The sequence below is a fragment of the Roseibium sp. LAB1 genome (assembly GCF_054658235.1).
The window spans coordinates 123661-149113 of the sequence record NZ_BAAGIB010000005.1 but is presented as its reverse complement, the minus strand read 5'-3'; the positions used below and the strand labels follow the sequence as shown (position 1 = coordinate 149113).

The following is a 25453-nucleotide window of genomic DNA, read 5'->3' as shown; positions in this document are numbered from 1 at the left end:
TAAATTGCCGAGCGCCCGAATATCCCTTGAACGGCACTGCGCGGCACTCGATGCGGTTTTCAAATAGCTGCCACTGAAACGCCAATGCGCAGCAAGATGCAAAAAACTTCAGATAAACTGCCCTGTCAGATCCAATGCCTTTGGGTGGCTCGCGATGACGGAAAGGGGAGCGTCAACGCGACCGAGGCTGTGTCACTGCGGTGATTTGTAAATGTAGCTGTTGTTATAGGCGTAGTATCCTCCTGCCCGGTGGGCTCCGTAGTCGCGCAACGAATAACGGCGAATGTCGACGTCGTTCAGCACCACGCCAGCGAGTGGAATCTGATTGTACCGCAAGGCTTCCGCCGCCGTTCCGAGCGCATCTTCCGACGTACGCCCCCAACGCGCGATCAGGATCACGAAATCCGCGAGCGCCGCCAGGCGGTTGGCTTCGTCGGCTGCCAATACGGGGGCTGTATCAATAATGATGACGTCGTAGGTTCCGCGTAGCTTCTTCAAAATGGCCTTGCCGCGAGGCGTGTCAAACAGGCGCCTCGGAACGATGAAATCCTGCGAGAAAGACAGGAGATTGATCTGTCCGAACCGCGCGCATGGCACAATCTGCTCGTCGATTGCCTTCTGATCCTGCCAGATGTCCTGGGGCGTATTCTTCGGTATCTCGCAGCCTGCCATGCGTGTAAGGCCGTGCCGGTGGATGTCGAGATCGATCACCAGCACCCGATGTCCTTCACGGGCAGCAGAAACCGCGAGAGAGAACGTCAGGGTCGTCTTGCCTTCGTTGGCAAGTGCCGATGTTACGGCCATGACCATGCTGTCCTTTTTCCGGACCTGATTGGAAAGAAGCGTGAGCAGGCTGCGCAGCGCGAGCTGGAACGGCGAATTCTCTTGCCTGGATGTTTTGCTCAGGAAGAGTTCCTGCTTGTCCCTCTTCCGCCAGTACCTTATCCGCGGAACGTAACCAATAGTTCGCAAGCCCAGGTACTGCATCGTCTGAGTACCGGTCCACACCCTGCGGTCGAACAATTCCCGCAGGATCACGAATGCCAGACCGACAATCAACCCGCCCGCAATGCCAAATGCGAAGATTGCGATACGGTTTGGTGTCGCCGGTTTCAGCGCAGGGTAAGCCACTGTCACCTGACGGGCATCGGGCTGAAGAAAGTCGACCTGTGTTTCCAGCGCGTTGCGTCGCTCCACGAGTGCCTGATACCTGGCCAGGTCCGCATCCAGAGATCTCTGCAGCTTGGACTGTGTCAGTTCGGCGCGCGTTCGCTCTTCCAGTTTCTTTTCCACCTCCGCAAGGCGCTGCCTGCTGTCATTGATCCGGATAGACGACGCATTCCGGTCGCGTGCCAGGCTCATGATAGAGGTCAACCTGTTGAACTCTGCCCTCAACTCGTCGCCGAGGCTGGTGTCATCGAGTTCGTTTTCGCGAATGAGCTCCGCGAGACGCGCTTCCATCTCGCTCAAGCGGCCGCCAAGGAGCGTTATCCGATCCCGCAATTCGGAGATTGAGGACTGGACGACTTCCTTTTTCTCCCGAAGGGAGCTGTCGATGTAGGTCCTTGACAGTGTATTCGCCAGTTGTGCTGCCATGACGGCATCCGGGTGGCGCACACGAATGTCGAGGGCCAGGCTCTCGCCCCGACGTTCGACCGTGTAACTGTCGAGCATTCGCACCAGGACCGCTTCCAATTGCTGTTCGTCAGTGGGAACCGGCTGTTCGGTCGCCGACAGGTACGGATTGAAATAACTGTCCGAAATCAGTTTCAGCTCACTGGCGACCTTGCGGGCGAACTCGACTGAACGAAGCAGGTCGATCTCGGTCTCGATATGGACAAGCGACGTGTCGGAATTCTCGATTGTCGTCTCTGTCGGATTAATCCGCGTTTCCACGTTAGCCAGAATGATGGTCGAGCGTGCAGCAAATTTCGGCTGAATGACCCGAAGTGCCAGATGCGCAGCACCCAGGCCCAGCAACACGGACAAAGTCAGCCAGAGCCAGTTTCTTCGCAACACCTTGAACATGGCAAAGAACCCGAACTGTATCGGGCGTTCTGCCAAGGGACTTTGCTCCTGCTGCGAGTCAACAAGAATGCTCATAGAATTCCCCCAAATGCCGCTGAGTTCTGTTGATTTGTGTTGGTATTAAAGTCGTAATTGTTGAGCGCTCCGATATCGGTCCGCGCCAGGTCCGCAGCGAAGGACATACCGATGTCCGCAGGGGTGAAAACCTCACGCATTCGCATGTGAATATCCCTCCCCTGCCGGTTTGCCGTGTTTGAATGCTCCCTTCCTGGCGGCATCGGAAATCGTCCGGTCCCAGAGAGCAAGAATGGTCTCCGGTGCCAGTTTTTGCTGCAGGCGGACATTGGCATCAGCCATTGCCGCTCTCAGGGCCGGGCTTGACATCAAGCGATCAATCGCCTCGGCAAGCGCGCCGACATTGCCGTCCTGAACCAGAAGTCCGTTCTCCCCATCGACGATCAACTCCCGCGGGCCGTAGGGGCAGTCGAATGCAACGACGGGAAGCCCGCTGACGACTGCTTCAGCGACAACGTTCGGAAACCCTTCGAACCGGGAGGACAGAACAAGAATGTCGGAGTTCCGGATCCATTCACCTGGCCTGGTGCTCTTGCCCGGCAGGGAAACGATGTCCTGAAGACCAAGACGGTCACGCTGCGCTTCCAGGGAATCGCGGGCGGCCCCTTCTCCATAGATCCTCAATCTTGCATCCGGCTGTTTTTCACGCACCAGCGCCATGGCATCGATGAGCAGATCAAAGCCCTTCTGGTGGTCCAGACGCCCGACGGCAACCAGCCTGTTTCCGCGTGGTGAAGGCACCACCCCTTTTATCGGCGCACAGGGATTCGGGATCACCTGGGCGCAGGGCTGCACTCGCGCCGGCAGGTCCTGCCGTGCCCGGTCAGTCTGCATGACCATCGCCGCAGCTCTCGGCATCAAGGCATTCTGGGCACGGCGCCAGAGCGGATGCGCTCTCTGAGCCAGCGGGTTGTTGCGCTCGGAGGCAATCACGGGCACCGACGAACCGGCGGCCAGAAGGGTCAGCACGTTGATCTTGGTCAGGAACGAAAGGCAGGCATCCGGTGACAGAGCCCGAACCAGCCTGCGGATATTTGCAAGCCTGCGCAACGGCGTAGGAAGCAGCCCTTTGCCGCTTGGCCGGTCGAGTACGTGAAGGACGACGCTGTCCGGATAGGCGAAATACGATCCTGCTTCGAGGCAGGTCATAGCGGCCACATGCACCTCATCGCCCAGCTCGGCACGATGTGCCGCCAGCATGGCAACGATCTTTTCCGTGCCGCCTGCGCCGAAACCAGCCTGAACGAAGAGCAGTTTCATGGTCTATTCTGCAGCCTCCACCATGGTACGGCTGTCATCGGGAACCTTTCCGTTCCGCTGTCCACTGCCATTCAGTTCGATTTCGACCAGTGGCCGGTTCAGGTTCTTCGACTGCAGGAATATCCGGCCGACATATTCCCCCAGAATGCCGAGAAACATTGCGTTCACAGTCGTCGACAGCAGGATCAGCGTGGTGGTCGTCGCAAAACCAGCGGGCCAGTCCTGGCCGAAAACAAGCTTGCCGATGATGTATCCGGAAAGCAGCAGAAAGGCGCACAGGCCGCCCACGAGGCTGATCAGGGAGGCCAGCCGCAGCGGCACAAGCGAATGGTTGATCAGCCCATCCACCGCCAGCGAGACCATTGCACCAAGCGGAAACTTGGATTCGCCGGACACGCGAGCGTTCCGGTCGTATTCAAAACCGGTCTGGTTGAAGCCCATGCCGCTGATCAGCCCGCGGACATACGGTGAGCGGTCGTCCACGCGGCGCAGCTCATCGAGAATACGCCGATCGGTCAGCCGGAATTCACCCGCATTCCGGGGAAGATCGTCCTCGCTGATCGCGTCGATCAGCGCATAGAAGGTTCTGCGCAGCCAAGCGACGATCGCGCCGTCCGGCAGGCTCCGCCGGATTCCGTAGACCACATGATAGCCCTTGCGCCACGTGTCCAGCATCTGCGGGATCAGTTCAGGCGGGTCCTGGAGGTCACAATCAAGCTGTATGGCACAGGCGCCCTCAGCGGCCCGGTAGGCAGTCAGCACTGACGCCTGATAGCCGACGTTGCGCGAAAACCGTATCACGCGAACCCGGGGGTCCTTGGCGGCTATTTCCGTGAGAATGTCGAAGGTCCGGTCACTGGAATGATTGTCAGTGAAAATGAGCTCCGGCTCATAGTCGGGAAGCTGGTCAAACACGTCCATGACACGCTTGTAGGTGTTGCGAACGTTGTCCTCTTCATTCAGCGTCGGGATCAGGACAGAAACAAGAATCATGCCTGCATCTCCGCTGCGAACGTTGGAATGATGTTCTCTCGTACCCATTTCACGGTCCTTTCGAGGCCATCTTGGAGCTGGATTTCGGGCGACCAGCCAAGGCGGTCGCGGATGCATTCGGCAGTGACGATCAATTCGACCGGATCGCCGGTTTGATCGCTGAAATTCACGAGACCGGCATCGGCGCCGGTGAGCTTGATCAAGGTCCGCATGACCTCGGCGACCGTCGGAGAATGTCCCGACCCCACATTGACCACCAGTCCGGCATCTTCGGGATTGTTGCCCAGCATCATGAGTGCCCTGGTCACGTCATCGACATGGATCAGGTCACGGCGATCCGAGGGGCTGCGGACACTTACCTTCTGGCCGGCCAGCAATTGAGAAATGGCGCGCGGGATCAGGAAGCTCTCCGACTGCCCCGGCCCATAGGTCAGAGCCAGCCGCGCAGTGACGGCAAAAAACGGCAACCGCGGTTGTGCCATCTCCAGATAGTGCGTCCCGGCCAGAAGAGAGGCGGCATAGGACCCGCCCGGTCTCTCACGCGCTGTTTCCGTAAAAGGCGTCGCACAGTCCCCGTATTCGGCAATCGTCCCCGTCCTGACGAAGGCCCGGGGTGGGCAATCGCAAGCCGTCAAGGCCGACAGGAGCGCGATCAGCGGCGAGAGGTTCTCTTCGACGCTGTCTGCAAGATCCTGCAAGTCCGGCCGGTTTTCGAAACGGGTGCGTGCGCCCACATGGAAAACGATCTCCGGCCGGGTTTTTGCCAGGCAATTGCCGAGCGCCCGGGCGTCCGAGAGATCAAGCCTGTAGAGGTCGATGCGCGACCCGATGCCGGCGAGCCGGCCCGTGGACGAGCGAGGCCGCACGACGGCACTGACCTCGTCGCCTCGCTGCAAACAGGCCCGGACCAGGTTCGATCCGATGAAGCCGGATGCTCCGGTTATGAGAACGCGCGCCATAAGTCTGCCTCAGGGAACAATCTTCGGCACCGGAAGGGGCACGATGAACTTGCCGCCCTTCGCCTCGAATTCGGCCATCTGCTCACGGATTTCGTCCAGGAAATTCCAGGCGAGAACCAGCAGGTAGTCAGGCTGTTTCTCGGCCACGGCTTCCGGTGCCAGAACCGGAATGTGCATGCCAGGAGAGTAGAGCCCCTGTTTCAGCGGGTTCCTGTCGACCAGAAAATCGAGTGTTTCCGTGCCGATCCCGAAAAAATTGAGCAGCGTATTGCCTTTCGCCGGCGCTCCGTAGCCGGCAATCGACTTGCCGTCTGCCTTCAGTTCCGCCAGCAACTCGGTGAGATCCTTGCGGATCTGATGAATACGGCCGGCGAAATCCTCGTATGTCGCAGCCTGCGTCATACCGGCCTGACGTTCATCTTCAAGCATCTCGTCGACAATAGCCGCGCGTTGCGCCTTCAGGGCGGCCGGCTGCATGAACACCCGCATCGAGCCGCCATGAACGGGAAGCTTGGTAACATCCACCACATCCAGCCCGACGCTTTCGCCCAGGCGCACGATGGAAAGCAGGCTCAGTTCCGAAAGATGCTCGTGATAGACGTTGTCGAATTCGTTGGTCGCGAGGATCTCCTTGCCCCACGGCACTTCAATGATGAAGACGCCGCGCTCGTCCAGAAGCGTCAGCACGCCCTCGGTAAAGCCGTGCAAATCGTCGATATGGTTGAACGTGTTGGAAGTCGTGATGACCGCCGCCGGACCTTCGGCCTCTCGCAAGGCCGCGGCCGTCTCGGGATTGAAGAATGCCGTGTGCACCCTCACGCCGCGCTCTTGAGCGATTATCGCAAGGTTTGCCGCCGGGTCCACACCAAGCGTCTTGCCGCCCAGCTTGTTCGCATGGGACAGCATGAGCCCGTCGTTGCAGCCGATATCGACGATCAGCCCGCCGTCTGCCTTGTCCACGGCGACTTTCGCCAATTCCGCGAAATGGGAATGCATCGTCGCAGCGCCCGAAGGCACGTAAAGATAATTGGTGAAGAAATCGGCCGGCACCTGATCGGCAACCTGGATCAGGCCGCAATCGAGGCAGGCTTGCGTGTTGAGCGGAAAAGCGACCTGGGGCTTGCCGCGATCGGCCTCGCTTGCGAACATGTTGGCCGGCGGATGAGTGCCCATCGGCAGAAACAGCAAAAGATCCTCGGAACCGCAGGTTCTGCAGGTACGGCGGATAGACTTGTCTAGCTCGAACTTATTCATTGTTTTCAATCGCTCTCAAAAAGGACTTGCACTGTCTGGGTTCTTGTTCACTGCGAATTCCGCGCGGTAAAATCCCCACCAATTCGACCTGTCGATGCCGCTCCTTCTGAACTGTGTCTGCGCATGACCCGGCGGGCCTCGCCTGAAGGACATGGCAGGGTCAGCATCATCCAACCCTCTCTTTGCCTGCAGCCACAGCACCGAATCCGGCAGAAAACCGGCTCAGGAAATCGCTGACACGCGCGTGCATGTATTCAACCTGATCGTCATCGAGGCCGTGATGGCAGGCCAGAAGGATGCCCCCCCGCATCACGCCGTCGGCAATCGGATAACCAGCCGGATCGACGCGGCAGTCGACGTCCTTCATTGCCGGCTGGCGCAGGATATTGCCGGTGAAGACCGGGCGCGTCTGGATGTCGGCCTTTTCGAGATAGATCTGGAGTTCGCGCCTGGTAAACGGCGCATCAGCACGGATTGTCAGCGGGAATGCCAGCCAACCCGTCCGGGCACCCTCTAGCTGGCGCGGCAGGACGAACCAGTCTTCATGGTCCGCGAAGAACCGCTTGTGTGCCTCAAAATGCCGTTCGCGAACCGCAATGTTGTGTTGCAGCTTGCCAAGTTGCACGAGGCCGAACGCCGCGCTGATTTCCGAAGGTTCCAGATTGTAGCCAAGCGCTTCGAAAACGAACTTCGCGTCATATTCGATGTCGTCGAGCCGGACGTTGAACCGGTTCTCGATTGCCTCGGACTCAACGAAGAGCGACGAACTGCGGCCCCAGGAGCGCAACAACAGCGCCTTGCGTGCCAACTCGGGAGTGTTGACACAGAGCATGCCACCGTTGCCTGCGCCGTTGATGACGTGCGAACCGTAAAAACTCGTCGTCGAAACATCCGAGTAGATGCCCGTGCTTTCGCCGGAAATCGTCGCGCCCAAGGTGTCGGCACTGTCTTCGATCACCTTCAGGCCATGTGCATCGGCGATTTCCCGAATGCGCTTCCAGTTCGGCAGATTGCCGATCAGGGAAGGGATCATCACCGCAGAGGTTGCGGGCGTGATCATGCGTTCGATGGCCGTCTCGTCGATGTTGTAGGTTCCCTCGGCAGCGTCGACGAATGCCGGCACGAGGCCCTGGCGGACGAGCGGGGCAACCGTGGTGGCAAATGTCAGCGCGGGGGTGATGACCTCGCTGCCCTTGGGAAGGTCCAGGATCTCCACGGCCAGATAATTGGCCGAAGACCCCGAGTTGACCATGATCCCGAAATTCTTGCTGAAAAGCTCGGCGACCTTCTGCTGCATGTCACGAACACGCGGCCCCATCTGGGTCGAGGTCTTGAGCACTTCGACCACGGCGTCGATCTCTTCCTGTCCGTGTACCGTCTGGCCGTAATTAACTCGCATGTGTCAATTTCTCCGGTGATCTCGCAGTGTCTATTCAGCGACCATCGCGTAGCGCGTGAGACTGCTGCCAGCCATCAGGGCGCTGTAGCCAGCAAGCTGCTGTTCGCTACACTCACTCATGTCCTCGCCAAGCGCGTGTGCCTTGTACCAGTCGACTGTCATCCCGATTGCCTCGGCAAGCCTGAGCTGCGGCCGCCATCCGAGGCGGGTGCGGGCCTTGGTGCTGTCGAGACGCAAGATGCCGGCTTCGTGCAGAGCAGAAACCGTTTCGGGCTGTGGCTTGGCGAAACGGATCTCCGGGGCCCCTTCGCCCCAGGCCGTCCGCACCATATGCAGCAGCTCGCGCACGTTGACCGTGCTTTCGATGTCAGGGCCGAAGTTCCAGGCGCCAGCAAACTCGGGGCCATCCTCGACAAGCCGGGCCGCGAGCTGGAGATAGCCCGAGAGCGGCTCCAGAACATGCTGCCAGGGCCGCACTGCCTCGGGGCTGCGGATCTCGAGCGGCACACGGTTTGAGGCTGCCCGCACGATGTCCGGCACCAGCCGTTCCTCACCCCAGTCGCCGCCACCAATGACGTTCCCGGCTCTGGCTGTAGCCAGTTGCGGTCCGCTGCTATCGGCGAAGAAGGCGTGGCGATAGGCCTGCGCCACAAGTTCGGTGCAACCCTTCGACGCGCTGTAGGGGTCATGGCCACCCAGCGGGTCGATCTCGCGATAGCCCCAGGTCCATTCGCGGTTGTCGTAACACTTGTCGGAGGTGATCACGACGACCGCACGCAGCGAAGGCATCTGGCGAACCGCATCCAGGACGTTGGCCGTACCCGAAACATTGGTTGCAAAGGTGTCCGCCGGATATCGGTAGGAATGGCGCACCAGGGGTTGGGCGGCCAGATGGAAAACGATCTCGGCATCGACGCCGTGCAAGGCTTCCTGCAGCGCCGCCCGATCCCGGATGTCCGCAATCCGGCTGTCCATCCGACCGTCAAGACCGCAGGACCTGAAGACGCCCGGTCCCTCGTTCGGAGGCAGCGACAGGCCGACGACATCGGCTCCAAGATGCATCAGCCAAGCCGAAAGCCAGCCGCCCTTGAACCCTGTATGCCCCGTGACCAAAACCCGGCGACCGGCGAAAGAACGGCCAATATGAGGATCGATAAAATCTGACATGGTCGACATCTCAGATCGCGAGCGCCGGCATGTCAGCCGGCATTTCCTCATTGAACCGCAGCCATGGCGGCGGGGCCTCATCGCACAGCGAATTGAGCGTGTCCCGGTCGCGGACGGTATCCATCGGATGCCAGAAACCGTCGTGGCGATAAGCCATCAGCTCGCCGTCCTTGGCCATCTGGGTCAGAGGCGACTGTTCGAGCGGTTCGGCATCATTGACCATGTAGTCCAGCACGCCGGGTTCGAAGACGAAATAGCCGCCGTTGATCCAGGTGTCGCGCTTGCGCACCTTTTCAGTAAACGCGAAGACCCGGTCGCCCTTGAGCTCGATGTTGCCGAAGCGTGCGGGCGGCTGAACGGCGGTGACGGTGGCAAGCTTTCCATGCGACTTGTGGAAGTCGATCAGGGCATTGATGTCGATATTGCCCAGACCGTCCGAGTAGGTGCACATGAAAGTTTCGTTGTTGAGCCAGTCCCGCAGCCTGCGAATGCGGCCGCTGGTCATCGTGTGAGCGCCCGTATCGACAACGCAAACGTTCCAGCCACCCGGTTCCGATGGCACGAGACGCAGCTTTCCTGTATCCACCGACACGGAAATATTGTTGGCGATCAAGTGGTAGTTGGCGAAGAACTGTTTTATCAGCAACGCCTTGTAACCGGCCGCGACAACAAAGTCGCGGTGGCCGAAATGACTGTAAATGTCCATTACGCGGGCAATGATCGGCCGACCACCGACCTCGACCATTGGTTTGGGAATGGTGACTGTTTCTTCTGCTAGGCGTGAGCCTAACCCTCCGGCAAGAAGCACTGTTTGCATTTTTCTTCTCCCTGATTGTCTAAACACTGAAAACAAAATCTTGGTAAGAAACGAAGTCAGTCCGACTGAAACGATCGCGCTGACACAACTTTGAGAACCGCAGAGCTGCGGCTCAGTCCAGACCTCCCGTCGTTCGAACAAAAAGGCGGCCTTCGCCGTAACGGTTGCTCAGCTCCGAAACCGGAATTTCCAGGTAGCTGTTTGCCCGCGCATACTCGAGCATCGGTGCTTCGAGGTCGGGCTCGTAGCCCACGAGGATGGCGGCGGGGGGCTCTTTGCTGAAAAGACCTGCCAAGCCGTCGGCGCCGACCATCCGATAGAAACTGGCAAGTTCGGCGTCCGTATAAGGCGCGATCCGGTAGGCGAACTGGCCCGAGGCAAATTCCGGATAGATACCGAGACCGGCCTCCATCGGATAAAGAGGCATGAAAGTCGCCACCGGTCCCTCGGGGGCATTGTGGGCGACGAGCGCCTGCTGCAATTCCTTGCCGCCGCGAAGCATGCGCGCGGAGGTAAAGTCGTCAGAGGCGGCAAGGCTTGCGAGTCCGGGCATGAGCCGTGGAAGCGTAATGACGAGCATGACGAACATGCTGGCGCAAAGAACCGGCAACACTTGCTGGCGGTCTTGTGGTCCGATCTGCCGATAGAGCAATGCACCCAGGATCGGAAGGCAGGCCAGCGGCTGAATATAATACTGCGGATAACCGGGGGTTGGCACGAAGCTGAGTGCGGCAGCAAGTGCAACGACTGCCAGGACGACAGCAGTCTGACCACGGCAATCGCGGCCCTGCGCGTCACCTTTTTGCCGAGCGCGGAGCGCTACCCAGAACAGGTAAACCAGCACGGTTGCCAGGATCAACGGACCTCCCGCCAGCCAGGCTTCGAATGCGAGCTTAAACTTACCGCCCAGTCCCATCGCCAGGCCAGGCTCGCTGGCAGCATTCGCCGTCCAGTAGGCGATGTGCGGGCCGGTATGAAACGACAGCACATGTGCAAGAAACAGCTGCGGATCGGCCAGCAGATACCAGATCACGGGCAGTGCTCCGATCAGACCACCGGCAGCGAGTGGCAGAACGGTTCCGGTCAACCGCCTGCTCATGGAAGCGCCAGCCGGAAGCAGGAAGGCGGCAAGCGCGACCGGAGGAATGAAAACCACCGCACTGACCTTGCTGCCCGCCGCAAGCGAAAGGCACACTCCGGCAACGAAGATCAGGCTGGATCGCGGCCGCCGTTCCATGGTTTCGACGAGGAAAAGGCCTATCCCCAGAACCGCGAACGGCAGCGGCAACAGGTTGTTGGTTGCCGCCATACCGGCCTGGCCAAGCAACGGGTCCGCCGCAAGCACGGCCACGGCGGAGAAGATCGCCAGCAGCCAGGATCGCGATATGCGCAGTGTGATCCAGACAATCGCGAGGATCAGCAGCACCCAAAGCAGAAAGACGCCTGTTCTTGCCGAGCCGAGCAATCCCTGGTCACCGAGCAGCATATGCATGAAGTGGTAGAACCAGGCGGCATTCGGCACATGGTTGAAGAACGCATCGCTGTAGAGCTGCCAGTCCGGCAGATACTGCGCGGGTGGTACGAACATCATCTCGTCCCGCCGCACACCGAAGGCCATCAGCCTGCCGTAGAGCGCGCCCAGCAACAGCGCGGCCCCTGCAACAGATGCGGCACTGACCGCGAACCGCAGCCATTTCTGACGGAGTCCGGCATGCGATGCCCCATCCACTGCAACGGTCATATGGTTGGATTGCAGGACACTCATGGCTGTGCGTCCTTTCTGCTCCCGCGCACACCGAGCGCACGGGCAACAAGAACGTAGGAGAGTGCCACGACAAGAGGCAGCGACAGGAGCTGCGCACCGAGCGCGGGCACCCCGGCTCCGGTCAAGACAGCAAGCAACACGGCGTTGAATGCATAGGCTGCGACATAGGCAAGCCCGTAGAGCGGGAGCCTGCCAAAACCGCTGACACCGAAAACGAACCGGGCATGGATGGAGTAGTTCCAGATCACCCCGAGGCCGAATTGCGCCACAAGCGCGGCTTGCGGGTGCACACCCGCCAGGACGAGGATTGCAAAGACCCCATATCCAAAAGCCGTGTTGACGACGCCCGCGCCAAGGAACCGCACGACCCGGGAGGTCATCAGGTCGGTCAATGCCGTGCGGGTCGATGCAACTGACAGGGTCATGAGAGGGCGACCTCCGAGACCTGGCAGACCACTTCCGCGTCGGCGACCGGATCCGGTTTGCGTACCCCGGAGGCGTATCGCACGGCCTCGATGCCCATGAGTTGCATCAGCCTGGCATTCACCTGATGAATGTCGTTCCGGCTGCAAACGAGTTCACGGGCGGCTGCACCCATGACGGTGGCCCGATTTGGCACTTCGATGAAGCGTCTCATCGCCCCGGCAAGTGCCTGAACATCATCGCGCGGAACGACAAAACCCGAAACACCGTGTTCTATCGTCTCCCCGCAGCCCGGCGCATCGGTGGTAATGACGGCGCGCCCGCAGGACATGGCCTCGAGGATCGACCTCGGAATGCCTTCGCGCAGCGACGTTGGCAGGACCAGCACACTGCTTGCGTGAAGAAACGGCACCACATCATTTGTCGCTCCGCGATATGTCAATACCCCGTCATCCTGCCACGCCTTGAGCTGCTCCGGCTCGATCGCATCGGGATTGCTGTCGGTTGGCCCCAGAATGTCTAGCTCGAACTGGAGCCCTTCGGACTTGAGGTGTTGCGCGGCTTCTGCAAGAACAGCAAGCCCCTTGGACCGAAGGAGCCGACCCACGAAAAGGAAACGGACAGGCCCCTGCGGAACCGGTGTCGCCGAGAAGCGGGCCGTGTCAACGCCTGAGCCTGGAATGTCATGGAGCGGTACCCGGTCCGGCACCAGTCTGTACTGCCGGATATCCCGGCGATCCGCTCTGTTGTAGCAGAAAGCAGCGGTCAGCCTGCGCAGGGCGATCCGGTGCAGCCAGACGGAGGCGCCGCGCACGTATCGCCGACGGCCGGTCGGCTTGTCTTCCATGAAGGCATATCCGAGCCCGGTGAACAGCGCGTAGCGGGACCGGACGCCGACCAGTTGCGCTGCGAGGCAGCCATAGACGATCGGCTTCATTGTATATGCGAGGACGAGTTCAGGCTTTATCTCGCGAAGTGTGCGAACAAGGGCCCACAGACTGACAAGGTCGCTAAATGGGTTCGTCCCCGTGCGTTTCATGGGAATTTCGCGATGGGCAATCCCGTTCTCGTCCAGAATTCTCGCGGTCTCGGCATCGATCTCAGCGGCAAGAGCGGTAACCTCATAGCCGTTTGCCTGGAAGCGCCGCATCAGATCCAGCCGAAAATTGACCAGAGAATACCCAAGGCTGCCGACGACCACAGCTCGCCTGCGGCGGCCGGAATTGCCGTTTTTCGTCAACTTCTGAGAATCGCTGACAGTGCAGCGCATATGGTTGGCAGTGGCGCTCATTAGCCAACACTCAGTACTTCAGGTGCTCCGGCAGGCCGAATAACGGCAGGCGCCGGGACCGGAAACTTCACGGACAGTTCCTTCGCACTGGACCGGGCAGTGACGGCAGCGACTCTGGTCGTCTCCGTCGCGCAAGTGCCTTTCTCGCCATAACCGGGCTCGCCATAACCGGGCACCAGTTCCCGGAGCAACTGATTGACCAGAGGTCCGTTCTGGCGCAGTGCCGCAAGCTCCAGCTTCAGGATCATCGCCCGCAGCCGTGCAATCGGAACGCCCTCCGGACGTGCTGCGCTGACACCGGGTATGCCGCAATCAGCCCGGCTTTCCGATTTGTCGAACAGTTCCTCGTACAGCTTCTCCCCGGGACGCATACCGATGAACTTGATCTCGATATCCTTGTGAGGTGTCAGGCCGGCGAGACGGATCATGCGCTCGGCAAGATCGACTATCTTGACCGGACTGCCCATGTCCAGAACGAAGATTTCGCCCTGGCTGGTGTCGAACTTCAGGCCGCTCGCGGCAGAAACCAAGGTCAACTGAACCGCTTCGCGGATCGTCATGAAGTACCGTTCCATCTTGGGATCGGTGATCGTGATCGGTCCGCCATTGGTGATCTGGCGCTGGAAAAGCGGGATCAGCGATCCCGAAGACCCGAGGACATTGCCGAACCGGACCGAGAAGAACCGTGTGCGTTCTTCCGTCTCGTTGGTGATACGGTCCTGTGCCTGGACATAGAATTCCGCGACACGTTTTGTGGCCCCCATGACATTGGTTGTGTTGACAGCCTTGTCGGTCGAGATCTGTACCATTGCGAGAGCCCCGACCTCCCGGGCCGCATCGGCAACATTCCTCGATCCGATAACGTTTGTCAGAACGCCTTCGCACGGGTTGAGCTCGACGATCGGCACATGTTTCAGGGCCGCCGCGTTGAACACCAGCTCCGGGCGATGCATTCGGAAAATCGAGTTGATGCGATCGGCATTGACAATGGACGCCACATACATCCGCCGTGGCACGTCGGGAAAATGTTGCGACAGATCCATGTCGATCGAATATGCATTGAATTCGCAGCTATCGATGATCACTATCTCTGCCGGATTGAAGGACGCGATCTGCCGTGTGAGCTCGCTACCGATCGACCCTCCGGCACCCGTCACCAGGACACGCCGTCCCCTGAACACTTCAAACAACAGGGACCGTTCCACAGCCTGTTGCGGGCGATCCAGAATGTCATCGGGATCGACGCTCCTCATGTTCTGGCCTTCGCCCATGTCTTGCGCGCCAAGATCCTCCAGCCCGTGCAGCCTTGAAACGGTCACCCCGTGTCCACTGGCCCATGCAGTCAGTTTTTGAATGCCGTCGCTGTCGAAGTGGGTTGTCGGTTCTGTCAGAAGCAGCCGCTGAGGCAGCACGTTCCACTGCGAAAGCCGTTCGATCACATTGTCAGGATCTCGCAGTGATCCGATGATCTGGACGTCATGGAAGTATAGTCCCTGGGTGTTGCGGGCATCATCGATAATTCCAACCGGGAGATAGCGGGACCCGGTATTGCGCAAAGAGCGCAGGAAGAGATCGCAACTTGTCCCAGTCCCCACCAGAAGAACGGGGGTTTTCGTGTTTCCCTCTTTGAGCTGGCGGCTCTTGCGGGTCAGTTCCCGGCCTCTCGCAATAACCCGCAACGCACCGAGCGCGGGCACTACGAGATAGAACTGAACGATCACAACAGGAAGGGGAACGGTGGCTGTTACAACATTCAGCCGCGACAGAATTGCGAGCGACGTGCTTGCGAGCAGCGCTCCCTTGAGCAGGATCACGATGTCTCTCAAGGAGGTTGATCGCGTATCCCGCCGGTAGAAACCGGCTAAAGGGAAAATCAGGAGACCGCAGACACAGGCCAGTGCCGCAAACGGCAGTATCGCTGGCAACAACTGCTTTTGAGCCGATCCGGTCACCGTCAGAAGCACCGCAAGCGCAGCGGACAGTGTTATTGAAACGACGTCACCGAGTACGAGCCTCCGGTTAGCCTTCAACTCGGCCAATAATTGTTGGCACCACCGATTAAGCCTCGACTGGCTTTCCAACACAGGGCGACCCGATGCTTCTATCCTGATCTTCGGCGCCGTCTCAGATGTATAAAAATCCGCCATAACCAAATGCTCCGCTAAACACTCGAGGCGCAAAAAAATGCTATTGCCCCATGTCCGCTATTTTTTTGCGAACTATTATTCTTGGTTTTCTTTTGCTGTGACGGCGGCGCATCTATAAAATTGAAAGTATATAACTAGATTGCCACTTTTCGAATGTAATATAGACAAATATTTTCAGTTTTTCCGAAGATTTGCCCGCAGTCGGGACGTCGACCATTAAAAAAATGATCAGTATTAAAAAATATAATCTTCAGAACATGAAAAAGTGCCATACGTCACAGGATTTCATGTCAAATTTAGTCTTGCAATTTCAACCGATGTTATAGCATATGACGCAGGGTTAATAAATAGTTTTTTTCCACAAATTTTTTCGCTGTGTAATTAGGTGACTTTTCCGACACCTCAAGAACCCAGGGCAAAACGGAAAAAACAATACAAATCAGCCAGTTCAGTATGGTGCATTATGACAATGCCAAAAACGTCATAGCCACAATCGCGGAGCCTGATTTATGGTGAGTCCGACAGGATATCGCGGCAGCAATATCCGCATCTGATCGCCGCCCGGGTTACGCAGCTGCCTGGGTGGTCGGGGCGATTCTGGTAAGGACAAAACATCTTGCCGCCTGACCGTTTCGAGTTTCCGTTGCAACTATGCCGTCAATTTCCTCAGACGCTTCGAAACAGGGGAAACTCGCACACCACCGACGCCTGCGACCCATCAGATATTAAAGGACTTCCTCGAGGGCATCTGAGCGCGTGTTGGCATATTCTGAGAACCTCGAAGAGAGTTTCTCTTGTAAATTCTCGCGAGGACGCCAATAATACGGGTCCGATGCTTCTTGGGAGATCGTTGTTTTCTTTCTATTCTAGTTTTATTGGCGTTCAGAATTTTCTCTGAGTTTTTTTTAAGATTTCAGGAGCCTAGGATACCGATGAACAGGTTTATCGAAGTTTTTTTGTGCCTTTGCGCTCTTATTGTTGCGCTTCCGTTGTTTGTGTTCGCAGCTTTCGCCACGTTTTTTACGCTTGGTCAGCCGGTTTTCTTCAGGCAGACACGAGCAGGTAAAGGCGGCACTGTGTTTTGTCTCGTCAAGCTGCGCACCATGAGCGATGCACGCGACGCTGGCGGGAACCTGCTTCCCGACGAAAAACGCGTTTCAACGGCTGGAAATTTGCTGAGACGCATGCGGCTCGATGAATATCCTCAACTGTTGTCAATCATTCGCGGCGAGATGGCTTTGGTCGGACCCCGACCGTTGAAGCCCGAGACCGTGGCGCAATTCGGGGCTGACGGGCGTCAACGCGGAACCGTGCGACCGGGGCTGACAGGATGGGCTCAGGTCAGCGGTAATACGGCGTTGAGCAACGAGGAGAAATTGCGGCTGGACCTTTGGTATATTGCCCATCGGTCCGCTGCGCTTGATCTCCAGATCCTCTTCGAAACTGTTGGGGTCGCATTGTTCGGTGAGCACCGCAACACAACCCGGCTGGATGCCGCACGCTCCTGGAGAAAACTCGACAATGAGGTCGAAAACAACCGGGTTTCCGCATGAAGATCGTCTTTGTGGGTGCGGTTGAAGGGTCTCTTGAAGCTCTTGCCGCAATTTGCACCGCGGGTCACGTTCCGTCCCTCGTGGTGACGCTGCCGCTGGAACTGTCCGGCCGGCATTCCGACTTTGCCGATCTTGCACCGACGGCGGAAACGTACGGCGTACCGGTCCACCACACAGCACGGTCCGACTCCGAGGAGACGCTCAAGGTCCTTCGGGAAGTCGCTCCCGATTTGATACTCGTCATCGGCTGGTCCCAGATCTGCGGCCCGGACTTTCGCGCGATTCCCCGGCTCGGCTGTATCGGATTCCATCCCTCTGCCCTGCCGCGCCTGCGCGGACGGGGTGTTATTCCCTGGACGATCCTGCAGGGCGAATCCGAGGCCGGTGCAACGCTGTTCTGGCTTGGCGAGGGCGTCGACGACGGCCCGATCGCAGCGCAGATGCGCTATGAAATAGACCCGGGAACAATCACCGCCCGCGAGCTCTATGACCGCGTCCGGAACGCGGTGTCTCAGATGCTTCCGCCGCTGCTGACCAAGATCCGGTCCGGAGACGTCCCGTCGGAACCGCAATCGGAGGACGGCGTCAGCATATGTGCGCGGCGGCGTCCGGAAGATGGCCTTATCGACTGGACCCGCCCCGCCGAGGAGATCGATCGGCTTATCCGGGCCGTAGGCCCTCCCTATCCTGGAGCTTTCACCCAAACGTCCAACGGCGACACGCTGACCGTACTCCGCGCAAGGCACTGCCCCCACAAGGGCCGTTACATCGGCCTTCCGGGCCAGGTCCAGGCGGTTGACGGTTCGGTCTTCACAGTCGCGTGCGGCGACGGGCAGTGTCTTGAAATTCTCGAATGGACCGGCCCGGACAGGTGCCCCAGTCTTCATTCCAAACTCAGCAGTCGGGCAGTATCATGAAATCACCTATCTTCAACGGCGACGGCCCGGCACTCGTAATCGCACCCCATCCCGATGACGAGGTGCTGGGTGCCGGAGGCACCATTGCGCGTCTTGCGGACCAAGGCAGGGCGGTGCATGTCGCGATCGTCACACGAGGCCGCGCGCCCCGGTTTTCTGACGAGCAGATCCGCAGGGTCCGCGAAGAAGCCGCGGCCGCGCACGCCCATCTGGGCATTTCGCAGACCCACTGGCTTGATTTTCCTGCAGCTGAACTTGCTGAACATCCCCATGCCGACCTGAACGGTGGGCTGGGGACTCTCGTGCGGGATCTCGACCCGACCCTGGTCCTTGCTCCGCATCCTGGCGACATCCACCTCGACCATCAGCTCTGCTTTTTGTCCACCCTGGTCGCCAGCCGGCCCCATCAGGCACGGCATCCCTCGGTCATCGCTGCTTACGAAACGCTGTCGGAAACCAACTGGAATGCGCCGTATCTGACGCCAGCATTCGTTCCGAATGTCTTCGTGGACATTTCATCAACGCTGGAGCGCAAGCTGGAAGCGTTCCAGCTGTTCGCAAGTCAGGTTCGCGACGCCCCTCACGAGAGGTCGGTTGAGGCCCTCAGGGCGCTGGCCACCTTGCGCGGAGCGACCGTTCACCGTTCTGCCGCCGAGGGGTTCGTCCTCGTACGGTGTGTGGTCTGAGGAGGAGAAGAACATGGGCGGTTGGCCAGTCTACACTGACGAAGAGATCGACGCCGTCGCCGACGTCCTTCGGTCCGGCAAGGTGAATGCCTGGACCGGCCCGGACGTCTTTGCCTTCGAAACGGAATATTGCGACTACACGGGCGCTGCTCACGCAATCGCAATGGCCAATGGTTCCGTGACACTGGACACGGCTTTGCGGATTCTCGACATTCAACCGGGTGACGAGGTCATCGTGACCCCGCGCAGCTTCGTTGCATCTGCCAGCTGCGTGCTTCTTGCCGGCGGCGTCCCGGTGTTCGCCGACATTGACCCCGACAGCCAGAATATCACGCCGGAGACGATTGCCCCCCTCATCACCTCGCGAACGGTCGGCATCCTGCCCGTGCATCTGGCAGGCTGGCCCTGCGACATGGACGGTATCCTGGCCCTTGCCCGCGCCCACAATATCTGGGTGATCGAGGATTGCGCCCAGGCACATGGCGCCATGATCGGTGAACGACATGTGGGGACACTTGGTGATTTCGGGTCCTATTCATTCTGTCAGGACAAGATAATTTCGACAGGGGGCGAAGGGGGGATGCTTCTCACCGACAACCCCGACCTTTGGTCTCGTGCCTGGAGCTTCAAGGATCACGGCAAGGGCTACGCGACTGTATTTGAAAAAGACCATCTGCCCGGCTTTCGATGGCTGCATGATTCTGGTCCGGGCACCAACCTGCGCATGACGGGACCTTCGGCCGCAATCGGGCGTATACAACTGTCGCGGCTAGAGGAAACCCGCGCCCACCGGACGCACAATGCCTTCACGCTTGCGGAGATCCTCAGCGGGTCGAGAGCGTTACGGGTTCCCGTTCCTCCCCCGTCCCTCACCCATGCCTATTATCGCTTTTACGCCTTCGTGCGTCCTGAGGCCATGGCCGACAGCTGGTCGCGCGACCGGATCCTTGCCGAAATTGCCGAAGCGGGTCTGCCTGCGTTTTCCGGAAGCTGTTCCGAGATCTACCGAGAGGCAATGTTTCGCGATCGCGGGCTGGGGCCCGACAAACCGCTTCCCGTTGCCAAACAGCTGGGTGAGACGAGTCTCGCTTTCCTGGTCGATACCACCTGGGAACACGAGCGGATCATCGAGCTGGCCGAAAAAGTCGTTTCGATCGCCGATCGATCGCTTGCGGTGTCGCACAAACCACCCGCAAAGGCCCCCGCCTGAAGCGACCAACCAGTGTCATGCCGGAAAATCCAGATTGGCCTTGAGGCCATCGGCGCCTCGGGTCCACACGCGAACCTTCGTTGATTGGCGTGTCCCCGTTGTCAGGCGTTCTGAATCCGTCTGTTCCTGTAGATTTTCTGTCCGAAGAAGATTTGGTACGGCAACCTCTCGAGAATCAGATAGGAAAAGTGCGAAAAGATTGCCGACAAGATAAATACTACCGATCCAAATAATAGAAGTGAAACGAATATATTATCGCCAAACAGGTCAAGATATGAGAATATTTGTCGCACGGCGAAGTATATGTACGGATGAACCAGATAGAAACTGTAGCTTATTGTTCCGAAGAAGAACATGATCTTGTTGCTCAGTAATTTTCCGGTCAGGCTTTCCTTCGACGCGGCAAAAAAGAAGTAGGTCGCGGTGGACAGGACCAGGAGCGCGGGGGCGGGTATGATGGTCGGATAGGCCTCGTAGAACTCGTAAGTCCGAAACTTGAAGTCCCATGTGGAAGCCAGATAGACCCAGACGAGAAACGAAATGGCTTCAAGCGTTTTCGTGTACTTCAAACCGCTGGTGACTTCACTCCTGTATATCCAGTAAACGGCGGCACCTGACAGAAAAAATAGCGCTTTCGGATAGTAGTAGGTAAACAGTACCGGTATCGCCAGGGATACGATCTTCCAGAAGATGTTCATTTTTCGTGTCAGAAAAAAATACGTCATGCAGGCCAACGTATAGAACATCACTTCATAGGTCAGGCTCCAGGCGTTCGGGGCAACTTGCTTTGTTGTTGTGAACAAATCCAGGAAGGTCAGGGAAAACAGGACTGACTCAAGGTTGTTCAGTTCCGGATACTTGTTTGTCGCGCCATTCAGGACGGCAAAAAACAAGGTGGACACGAGAAAGAGTGGATAGAGCCTCAGAAAGCGCCTGAGGGCAAATTCTGTGGGAGAATACCTCATCACGCTCGGCAGGATGACAAACCCGCTGATTACGAAAAACAACATCACGCCGGATGTGCCGAAGTTGTGAAATGGCACAATCCCTTCAACGTATCCAGGTCTGTCATTGTAGATGTGTTCGGCTGTTCCACCGAGAATATGGGCGATCAGCACCATGATCGACGCAACGCCGCGCAGACCGTGTACGGAATAGTTGAATTGCGAACTTTGCGGCGAGGTGGAATTCATATCGGACCATATTCAATTTTCGAAAACAGAGGTGGTTTACGGCCATTGTCAGTCGTGTTTGAGTCGGAACGACTTCGCTGCCCGACATGGATTAAGATTGTTCAGATATCTTGTATCGAACCTGTTCGACATGTTCGCACGCAGGTGACTCTTCGATATCGACCACCGTGCGAATGCTAGCTTATTTTTCAATTTCAAAATAGTATTTCAGAAGTATTATCGCAAACAATAGCGTTGTCAAATTCGATTTGCCTACCGGTAGATTTCATCAACGCGTGCACAATCTCCTCTGCAGAAATGCTTGAAACCGCGCTCTTTTCGTTTTCTTTGACTTTAAGGCAAGTTGTGCCTGACCGGCCTCGTACCCGGTACCGTTGAAGAAGCTGCCTATTCCCCGTTTTGATTTCGGTTTGCCGCACCTGAAAGGCCTCCGCCTTCCCGGACCGACCAGAGAATGCACCGAGCCGGCACCGTTTCTGATGCGATTACGGTTCTCGAGCGAGAGCAACAGCTGCCTGGCCGAATGCCAACCCTCCGTCGTTCGAGGGAAGGTTTCGGTGCGTGAGGACTTCCAGTCCCGCACCATTCAGCGAAGCGGCCAGGCCGTTGGCGAGAATTCTGTTCTGGAAGACGCCGCCGGAAAGCGCGACGGTGCCAACGTGTCTTGCCGATGCGATCCGAACGGCCGATTTCGTCAGCCCTTCGACGAGGCTGGCGTGAAAATTCGCGGCAAGCTGCTCCGTTTCAACACCTGCGCCCAGATCTTCCAGAAGCCCTTTCCATAGACCGCCGCACCCGAGCCTCAGCAGCCCGTCATCGGTGATGACCTCCATCGGATAGATCTTTCCCGGCCCGTTCGCGCGCGCAGCGGATGCTTCCAGATATGATCCGGCTTGCCCCTCATAAGTCTGGACATCGACACAAAGGCCCAAAAGTGCAGCGGCGGCATCAAACAAGCGCCCCATGGAAGAAGACATGGGTGAATTGACACCTTGCTGCATCATTTTGGTCAGAATGGTCAGCGGTTTTGCCGACAGTCTTCGTCCTGTCTCAAGCCTCTCAAACACTTCGCTATAGCCAGGCCCATAGACCGCAAAAAGATGAGCGCAAAGATTTCGCCAGGGCTCCTTAACCGCTGCGCTGCCACCTGGCAGTGAAACCTGGTCGAGATGTCCCAGGCGCTCGACGGAGCCGTAGCCGCCAAGAAGGAATTCGCCGCCCCAATTCGTTCCATCCGAACCTAGCCCTGTGCCATCCAGGATAATACCGAGCACATGGCCCCCATCCGGAGGATGACCATTGTCCGCCAGAACGGAAGCCAGATGTGCGTGGTGATGCTGCACGCTCACAAGTGCCAATCCGTTTTCCCTGGCAATTCGACGTCCCTCTTGCGTGGACAGATAACCGTCATGCCGGTCGGCTGCGATGACATCGGGATTGAAGCCGTAAAGATCCCGATAAAGCTGCAGCATCGCGAAATAGTCCTGAAGCGTCGGCCCATTTTCGAGATCGCCAATGTGCTGAGAAAGAACCGCTTGCCCACCCCTAGCCATGCAGAAAGCAGATTTGAGTTCACCGCCCATGGCCAAAACCGAGCGACTGTCTCGCCTCGTTAGCGGGAAGGGAAGGGTCGTAGGCGCATAGCCGCGCGCCCGTCGCAAGTAGACCGGTTTGCCTAGCTGGATACGGGTTACGGAATCGTCCAGACGATTAACGATCTCCCGATCATGCATGAGCATCACGTCCGCGATGCAGATCAGCCTGTTACGCGCATCTTCGTTGGAGGTGACTTGTGGTTCAGACGACAGGTTGCCTGATGTCAGCACGATTGGACCCTGCTGTGCCCGCATCAACAGATGGTGCAAAGGCGAGTAGGGCAGCATGAATCCAAGATGCCCCTGTCTCGGGGCGACACTCTCAGCAAGGTGTTCTCCATCCTTCCGCAACAACACGACCGGCGCCGCACCGGACTGGAGCAAGGCGGCCTCGCTTTCCGCCACCCGGCAATAACGCCTGATCTGGTCCAGGTCGCGCCCCATGAGCGCAAAGGGCTTGTCCGGGCGGTGTTTTCTGCGGCGTAATTCGGCAACGGCGTCCTCATTGGCCGCATCCACGGCCAGATGAAACCCACCGATCCCCTTGATTGCCGCAATCTCCCCCCTCTTGATCCGTTTTGCCAGTTCCTCAAGCGGGTCGGCAAGGTCGAGTTCTTCCCCCTGCTCTTCCAGCCACAGGCGCGGACCGCAAACCGCACAGGCGTTGGGCTGGGCATGGAAGCGTCTGTTGGACGGGTCCTCATACTCCGCCTGGCAATCGGCACACATGGAAAAGGCATGCATCGAGGTCTTGCCGCGGTCGTAGGGAATCCCCCTGATGATGGAAAGCCGCGGACCGCAATGGGTACAATTGGTGAAGGCGTAGCCGTATCGGCGGTTTTCCGGATCGAGGATTTCGGCGACGCAATCCTGACACGTGGCCGCATCCGGGACGATCCCCGTGGATACCCGCCCTTCCCGGCTTGCGGATATCCTGAAGTCGTCACCTTCTGGCTGCGTGTCCAAACGTGACACTTCGACCGTTTCGACACGGGCAAGAGGAGGTGCCTGCCTCTTCAGCAGGATTGCAAATCTCTCGATTTCGGAGGGCGTCCCCGACGTGCGGATCAGAACCCCATCCGCATCGTTGAGCACCTCGCCCGCAAGCCCTGCGGAAGTCGCGAGCTGCCAGACAAACGGCCGGAACCCGACGCCTTGCACCAGACCGCGCACACGAATGGCATAGGCCCGTCTTTCTTCCGGGAGGTCCATTTCAGGCGACGCCATATCAATCCTCGTCACTCGAAGACCTTGAACCGCTCGTAGACCTGGAACAGCTGTTTTTGAGAATTGACAGCCATCTTTGTCATCGCTGACTTCAGCTGTTTGCGTACGGTGTCTTCCTGAACTCCCTTGCGCCGGGAGAAATCCGCCAATGGTTGCATGGCTATTACCGCAGCTATGGCTGCGCTTTCGCTGACACTCAGACCGTAAAACTGGCTGACACGGTCCAGCGTACGCGATGAGAGACTGTCCTGAGGATTGAGCAGCACGATTTTGTACGTCACCCAGCGTGCTGGCTCCAGTCGCCCATCGACGAACCGGGGGAGCGGATTGAACACCTGAACGGCATATGTCGCATTTGTTTTGTCGTCGAGAAGACGCACCAGTGGAGCTTCCCCGTGTCGCACGCGCCGATGAACTGCTTCCAGCTTCTTTTGTTCACTTGGATTGCGGCACACCAGTCTACCGTTTTGTATTCTCACGAAACCCAGGTCGAGAATGTCCCGTGCGATTTTGTTGACGTATTCGATCTCGCCATTGGCAAGCATGATGACGGCGTGAGTTTGTGCGTCGTTGGACGACCTGTGCACGAGTTCCCGTTCACCGGTTTCCTTGCTCAGCTGCCGAAGTTGAAGCGCCTTCCTTGCATGTACGACGAACCTTGAGAAGTCCTCCATTACATCTTTCGAGAAGGTTCCGTCCTTGCGCTGGCTGGTGACGCCGAACCAGCCAAACTGACCGTCAACAGTGATATTGCTGCCCATGATCCTGTTCACACCATAGCGTGGAAACAAGTCGTTATGGATCGGACTGGAGCGCAAACCGTCAGCCGTATTGAACTGATCGTCCGTCAGGACAGCCCCTACGGGCGAGCCCATTATGAGTTTGAGGCGATAATCGATATTGACATAATTCTGGTGGTATTCATTCAGAAAATTTGGATCCATGTTGGCGGTAAAATTAAGCCCAATCGAAGAATTATCCTCGCCAAGAAGGAATAAATGAGATTGGGCTGCGCCAAGGTAAGCAACAATTTTCGAGAGAGTTTCTGAAAACAATTCCTTGTTCTCAACCCCCTCATATAACTCTGAGATAAGTTTTTCCAGTTGCTCGGACATTGCTAAAACACAACATTCTACCTGCTGCAAAAATAACGAAAATGGCGCGATTAAAACGATACAATCCTATACACAACTCTAAGGGGAGGCAATACCGCATTCCGTGAGGATTTATTTTTCTCGCGCGCCAAAAAAATTAATAATTAGTTAATCCCCTGATGTATGGTGACCATAGGTAATGTTAACACCCTCCAAAGCATTGAAACTCTAAGGCTTTCTCCTAGGCATTGTTTACGCTGCGTATTTTCGAAGCCTCATCAGAAGGTAAGGTTAACAATCCCCTCGAAAAAAGCAGCCCCCATTTGGGGAATGGCTCAAATTGAAACAGTCTGGCTAGTCTGCTCGTGCATTTCAGCAGGGGTGATTTTTACACCCGTTC

General features: G+C 57.9%; 19 protein-coding genes. 4 read left to right on the top strand and 15 right to left on the bottom strand.

Going from position 1 to position 25453, the window contains the following annotated elements; genetic code table 11:
• Nucleotides 1–192: 192 nt before the first annotated feature.
• The 12 genes from ACYQ54_RS25155 to ACYQ54_RS25100 form a co-directional block, all read right to left on the bottom strand.
• A complete protein-coding gene (locus tag ACYQ54_RS25155) occupies nt 193–2103 on the bottom strand; it encodes a GumC family protein (RefSeq protein ID WP_460087367.1) in 1911 nt (636 codons plus the stop codon).
• A gap of 132 nt (nt 2104–2235) precedes the next feature.
• Complete coding sequence (locus ACYQ54_RS25150) at nt 2236–3363, bottom strand: glycosyltransferase family 4 protein (RefSeq protein ID WP_460087366.1); 1128 nt, start codon at nt 3361–3363, stop codon at nt 2236–2238.
• Nucleotides 3364–3366: 3 nt separating this feature from the next.
• Complete coding sequence (locus tag ACYQ54_RS25145) at nt 3367–4356, bottom strand: glycosyltransferase family 2 protein (protein ID WP_460087364.1); 990 nt, start codon at nt 4354–4356, stop codon at nt 3367–3369.
• Nucleotides 4353–5315, bottom strand: coding sequence for an NAD-dependent epimerase/dehydratase family protein (locus tag ACYQ54_RS25140; RefSeq protein WP_460087363.1), 963 nt, complete (start codon nt 5313–5315; stop codon nt 4353–4355). Before ACYQ54_RS25140 ends, ACYQ54_RS25145 begins: the two co-directional genes overlap by 4 nt.
• 9 nt (nt 5316–5324) lie before the next feature.
• The gene (locus tag ACYQ54_RS25135) at nt 5325–6569 is read right to left on the bottom strand and encodes a methyltransferase domain-containing protein (RefSeq protein ID WP_460087495.1); all 1245 of its coding nucleotides are present in this window, start codon (nt 6567–6569) and stop codon (nt 5325–5327) included.
• A gap of 166 nt (nt 6570–6735) precedes the next feature.
• Nucleotides 6736–7968, bottom strand: a complete 1233-nt coding sequence (locus tag ACYQ54_RS25130) for a DegT/DnrJ/EryC1/StrS family aminotransferase (RefSeq protein WP_460087362.1) — start codon at nt 7966–7968, stop codon at nt 6736–6738.
• Nucleotides 7969–7998: 30 nt separating this feature from the next.
• Nucleotides 7999–9135: a CDP-glucose 4,6-dehydratase gene (gene rfbG / locus ACYQ54_RS25125; RefSeq protein ID WP_460087361.1), complete on the bottom strand. Its 1137-nt coding sequence runs from the start codon at nt 9133–9135 to the stop codon at nt 7999–8001.
• A gap of 10 nt (nt 9136–9145) precedes the next feature.
• On the bottom strand, nt 9146–9952 hold the full coding sequence (gene rfbF / locus ACYQ54_RS25120; protein WP_460087360.1) for a glucose-1-phosphate cytidylyltransferase: 807 nt from the start codon (nt 9950–9952) through the stop codon (nt 9146–9148).
• A 112-nt stretch (nt 9953–10064) separates the two neighbouring features.
• Nucleotides 10065–11717 (bottom strand): ArnT family glycosyltransferase, encoded by a 1653-nt coding sequence (locus tag ACYQ54_RS25115; protein ID WP_460087359.1) that lies wholly within the window; start codon nt 11715–11717, stop codon nt 10065–10067.
• Complete coding sequence (locus tag ACYQ54_RS25110) at nt 11714–12142, bottom strand: GtrA family protein (RefSeq protein ID WP_460087358.1); 429 nt, start codon at nt 12140–12142, stop codon at nt 11714–11716. Before ACYQ54_RS25110 ends, ACYQ54_RS25115 begins: the two co-directional genes overlap by 4 nt.
• Nucleotides 12139–13431, bottom strand: a complete 1293-nt coding sequence (locus tag ACYQ54_RS25105) for a glycosyltransferase family 4 protein (protein ID WP_460087357.1) — start codon at nt 13429–13431, stop codon at nt 12139–12141. The genes ACYQ54_RS25110 and ACYQ54_RS25105 overlap by 4 nt, the downstream gene beginning before the upstream one ends.
• A complete protein-coding gene (locus ACYQ54_RS25100) occupies nt 13431–15245 on the bottom strand; it encodes a polysaccharide biosynthesis protein (protein ID WP_460087355.1) in 1815 nt (604 codons plus the stop codon). Before ACYQ54_RS25100 ends, ACYQ54_RS25105 begins: the two co-directional genes overlap by 1 nt.
• A gap of 1265 nt (nt 15246–16510) precedes the next feature.
• On the opposite strand from ACYQ54_RS25100, the gene ACYQ54_RS25095 reads away from it, so the two are divergent.
• The 4 genes from ACYQ54_RS25095 to ACYQ54_RS25080 are packed head-to-tail and all read left to right on the top strand — an operon-like array spanning nt 16511 to nt 19944.
• Complete coding sequence (locus tag ACYQ54_RS25095; protein ID WP_460087354.1) at nt 16511–17131, top strand: sugar transferase; 621 nt, start codon at nt 16511–16513, stop codon at nt 17129–17131.
• Nucleotides 17128–18048, top strand: coding sequence for a methionyl-tRNA formyltransferase (locus ACYQ54_RS25090; RefSeq protein ID WP_460087353.1), 921 nt, complete (start codon nt 17128–17130; stop codon nt 18046–18048). Before ACYQ54_RS25095 ends, ACYQ54_RS25090 begins: the two co-directional genes overlap by 4 nt.
• Nucleotides 18045–18734, top strand: coding sequence for a PIG-L deacetylase family protein (locus ACYQ54_RS25085; RefSeq protein WP_460087352.1), 690 nt, complete (start codon nt 18045–18047; stop codon nt 18732–18734). Before ACYQ54_RS25090 ends, ACYQ54_RS25085 begins: the two co-directional genes overlap by 4 nt.
• A gap of 13 nt (nt 18735–18747) precedes the next feature.
• Nucleotides 18748–19944, top strand: coding sequence for a DegT/DnrJ/EryC1/StrS family aminotransferase (locus tag ACYQ54_RS25080; RefSeq protein WP_460087351.1), 1197 nt, complete (start codon nt 18748–18750; stop codon nt 19942–19944).
• 101 nt (nt 19945–20045) lie between these two features.
• Here ACYQ54_RS25080 and ACYQ54_RS25075 read toward each other — a convergent pair whose 3' ends face one another.
• From ACYQ54_RS25075 to ACYQ54_RS25065, 3 genes are all read right to left on the bottom strand, one after another.
• On the bottom strand, nt 20046–21137 hold the full coding sequence (locus ACYQ54_RS25075) for an acyltransferase family protein (protein WP_460087350.1): 1092 nt from the start codon (nt 21135–21137) through the stop codon (nt 20046–20048).
• 485 nt (nt 21138–21622) lie between these two features.
• Complete coding sequence (gene hypF, locus ACYQ54_RS25070; protein WP_460087349.1) at nt 21623–23959, bottom strand: carbamoyltransferase HypF; 2337 nt, start codon at nt 23957–23959, stop codon at nt 21623–21625.
• Nucleotides 23960–23970: 11 nt separating this feature from the next.
• Nucleotides 23971–25074 carry a helix-turn-helix transcriptional regulator gene (locus ACYQ54_RS25065; RefSeq protein ID WP_460087348.1) on the bottom strand — a complete coding sequence of 368 codons (1104 nt, stop codon included), beginning with the start codon at nt 25072–25074 and terminating at the stop codon, nt 23971–23973.
• Nucleotides 25075–25453: the final 379 nt, after the last annotated feature.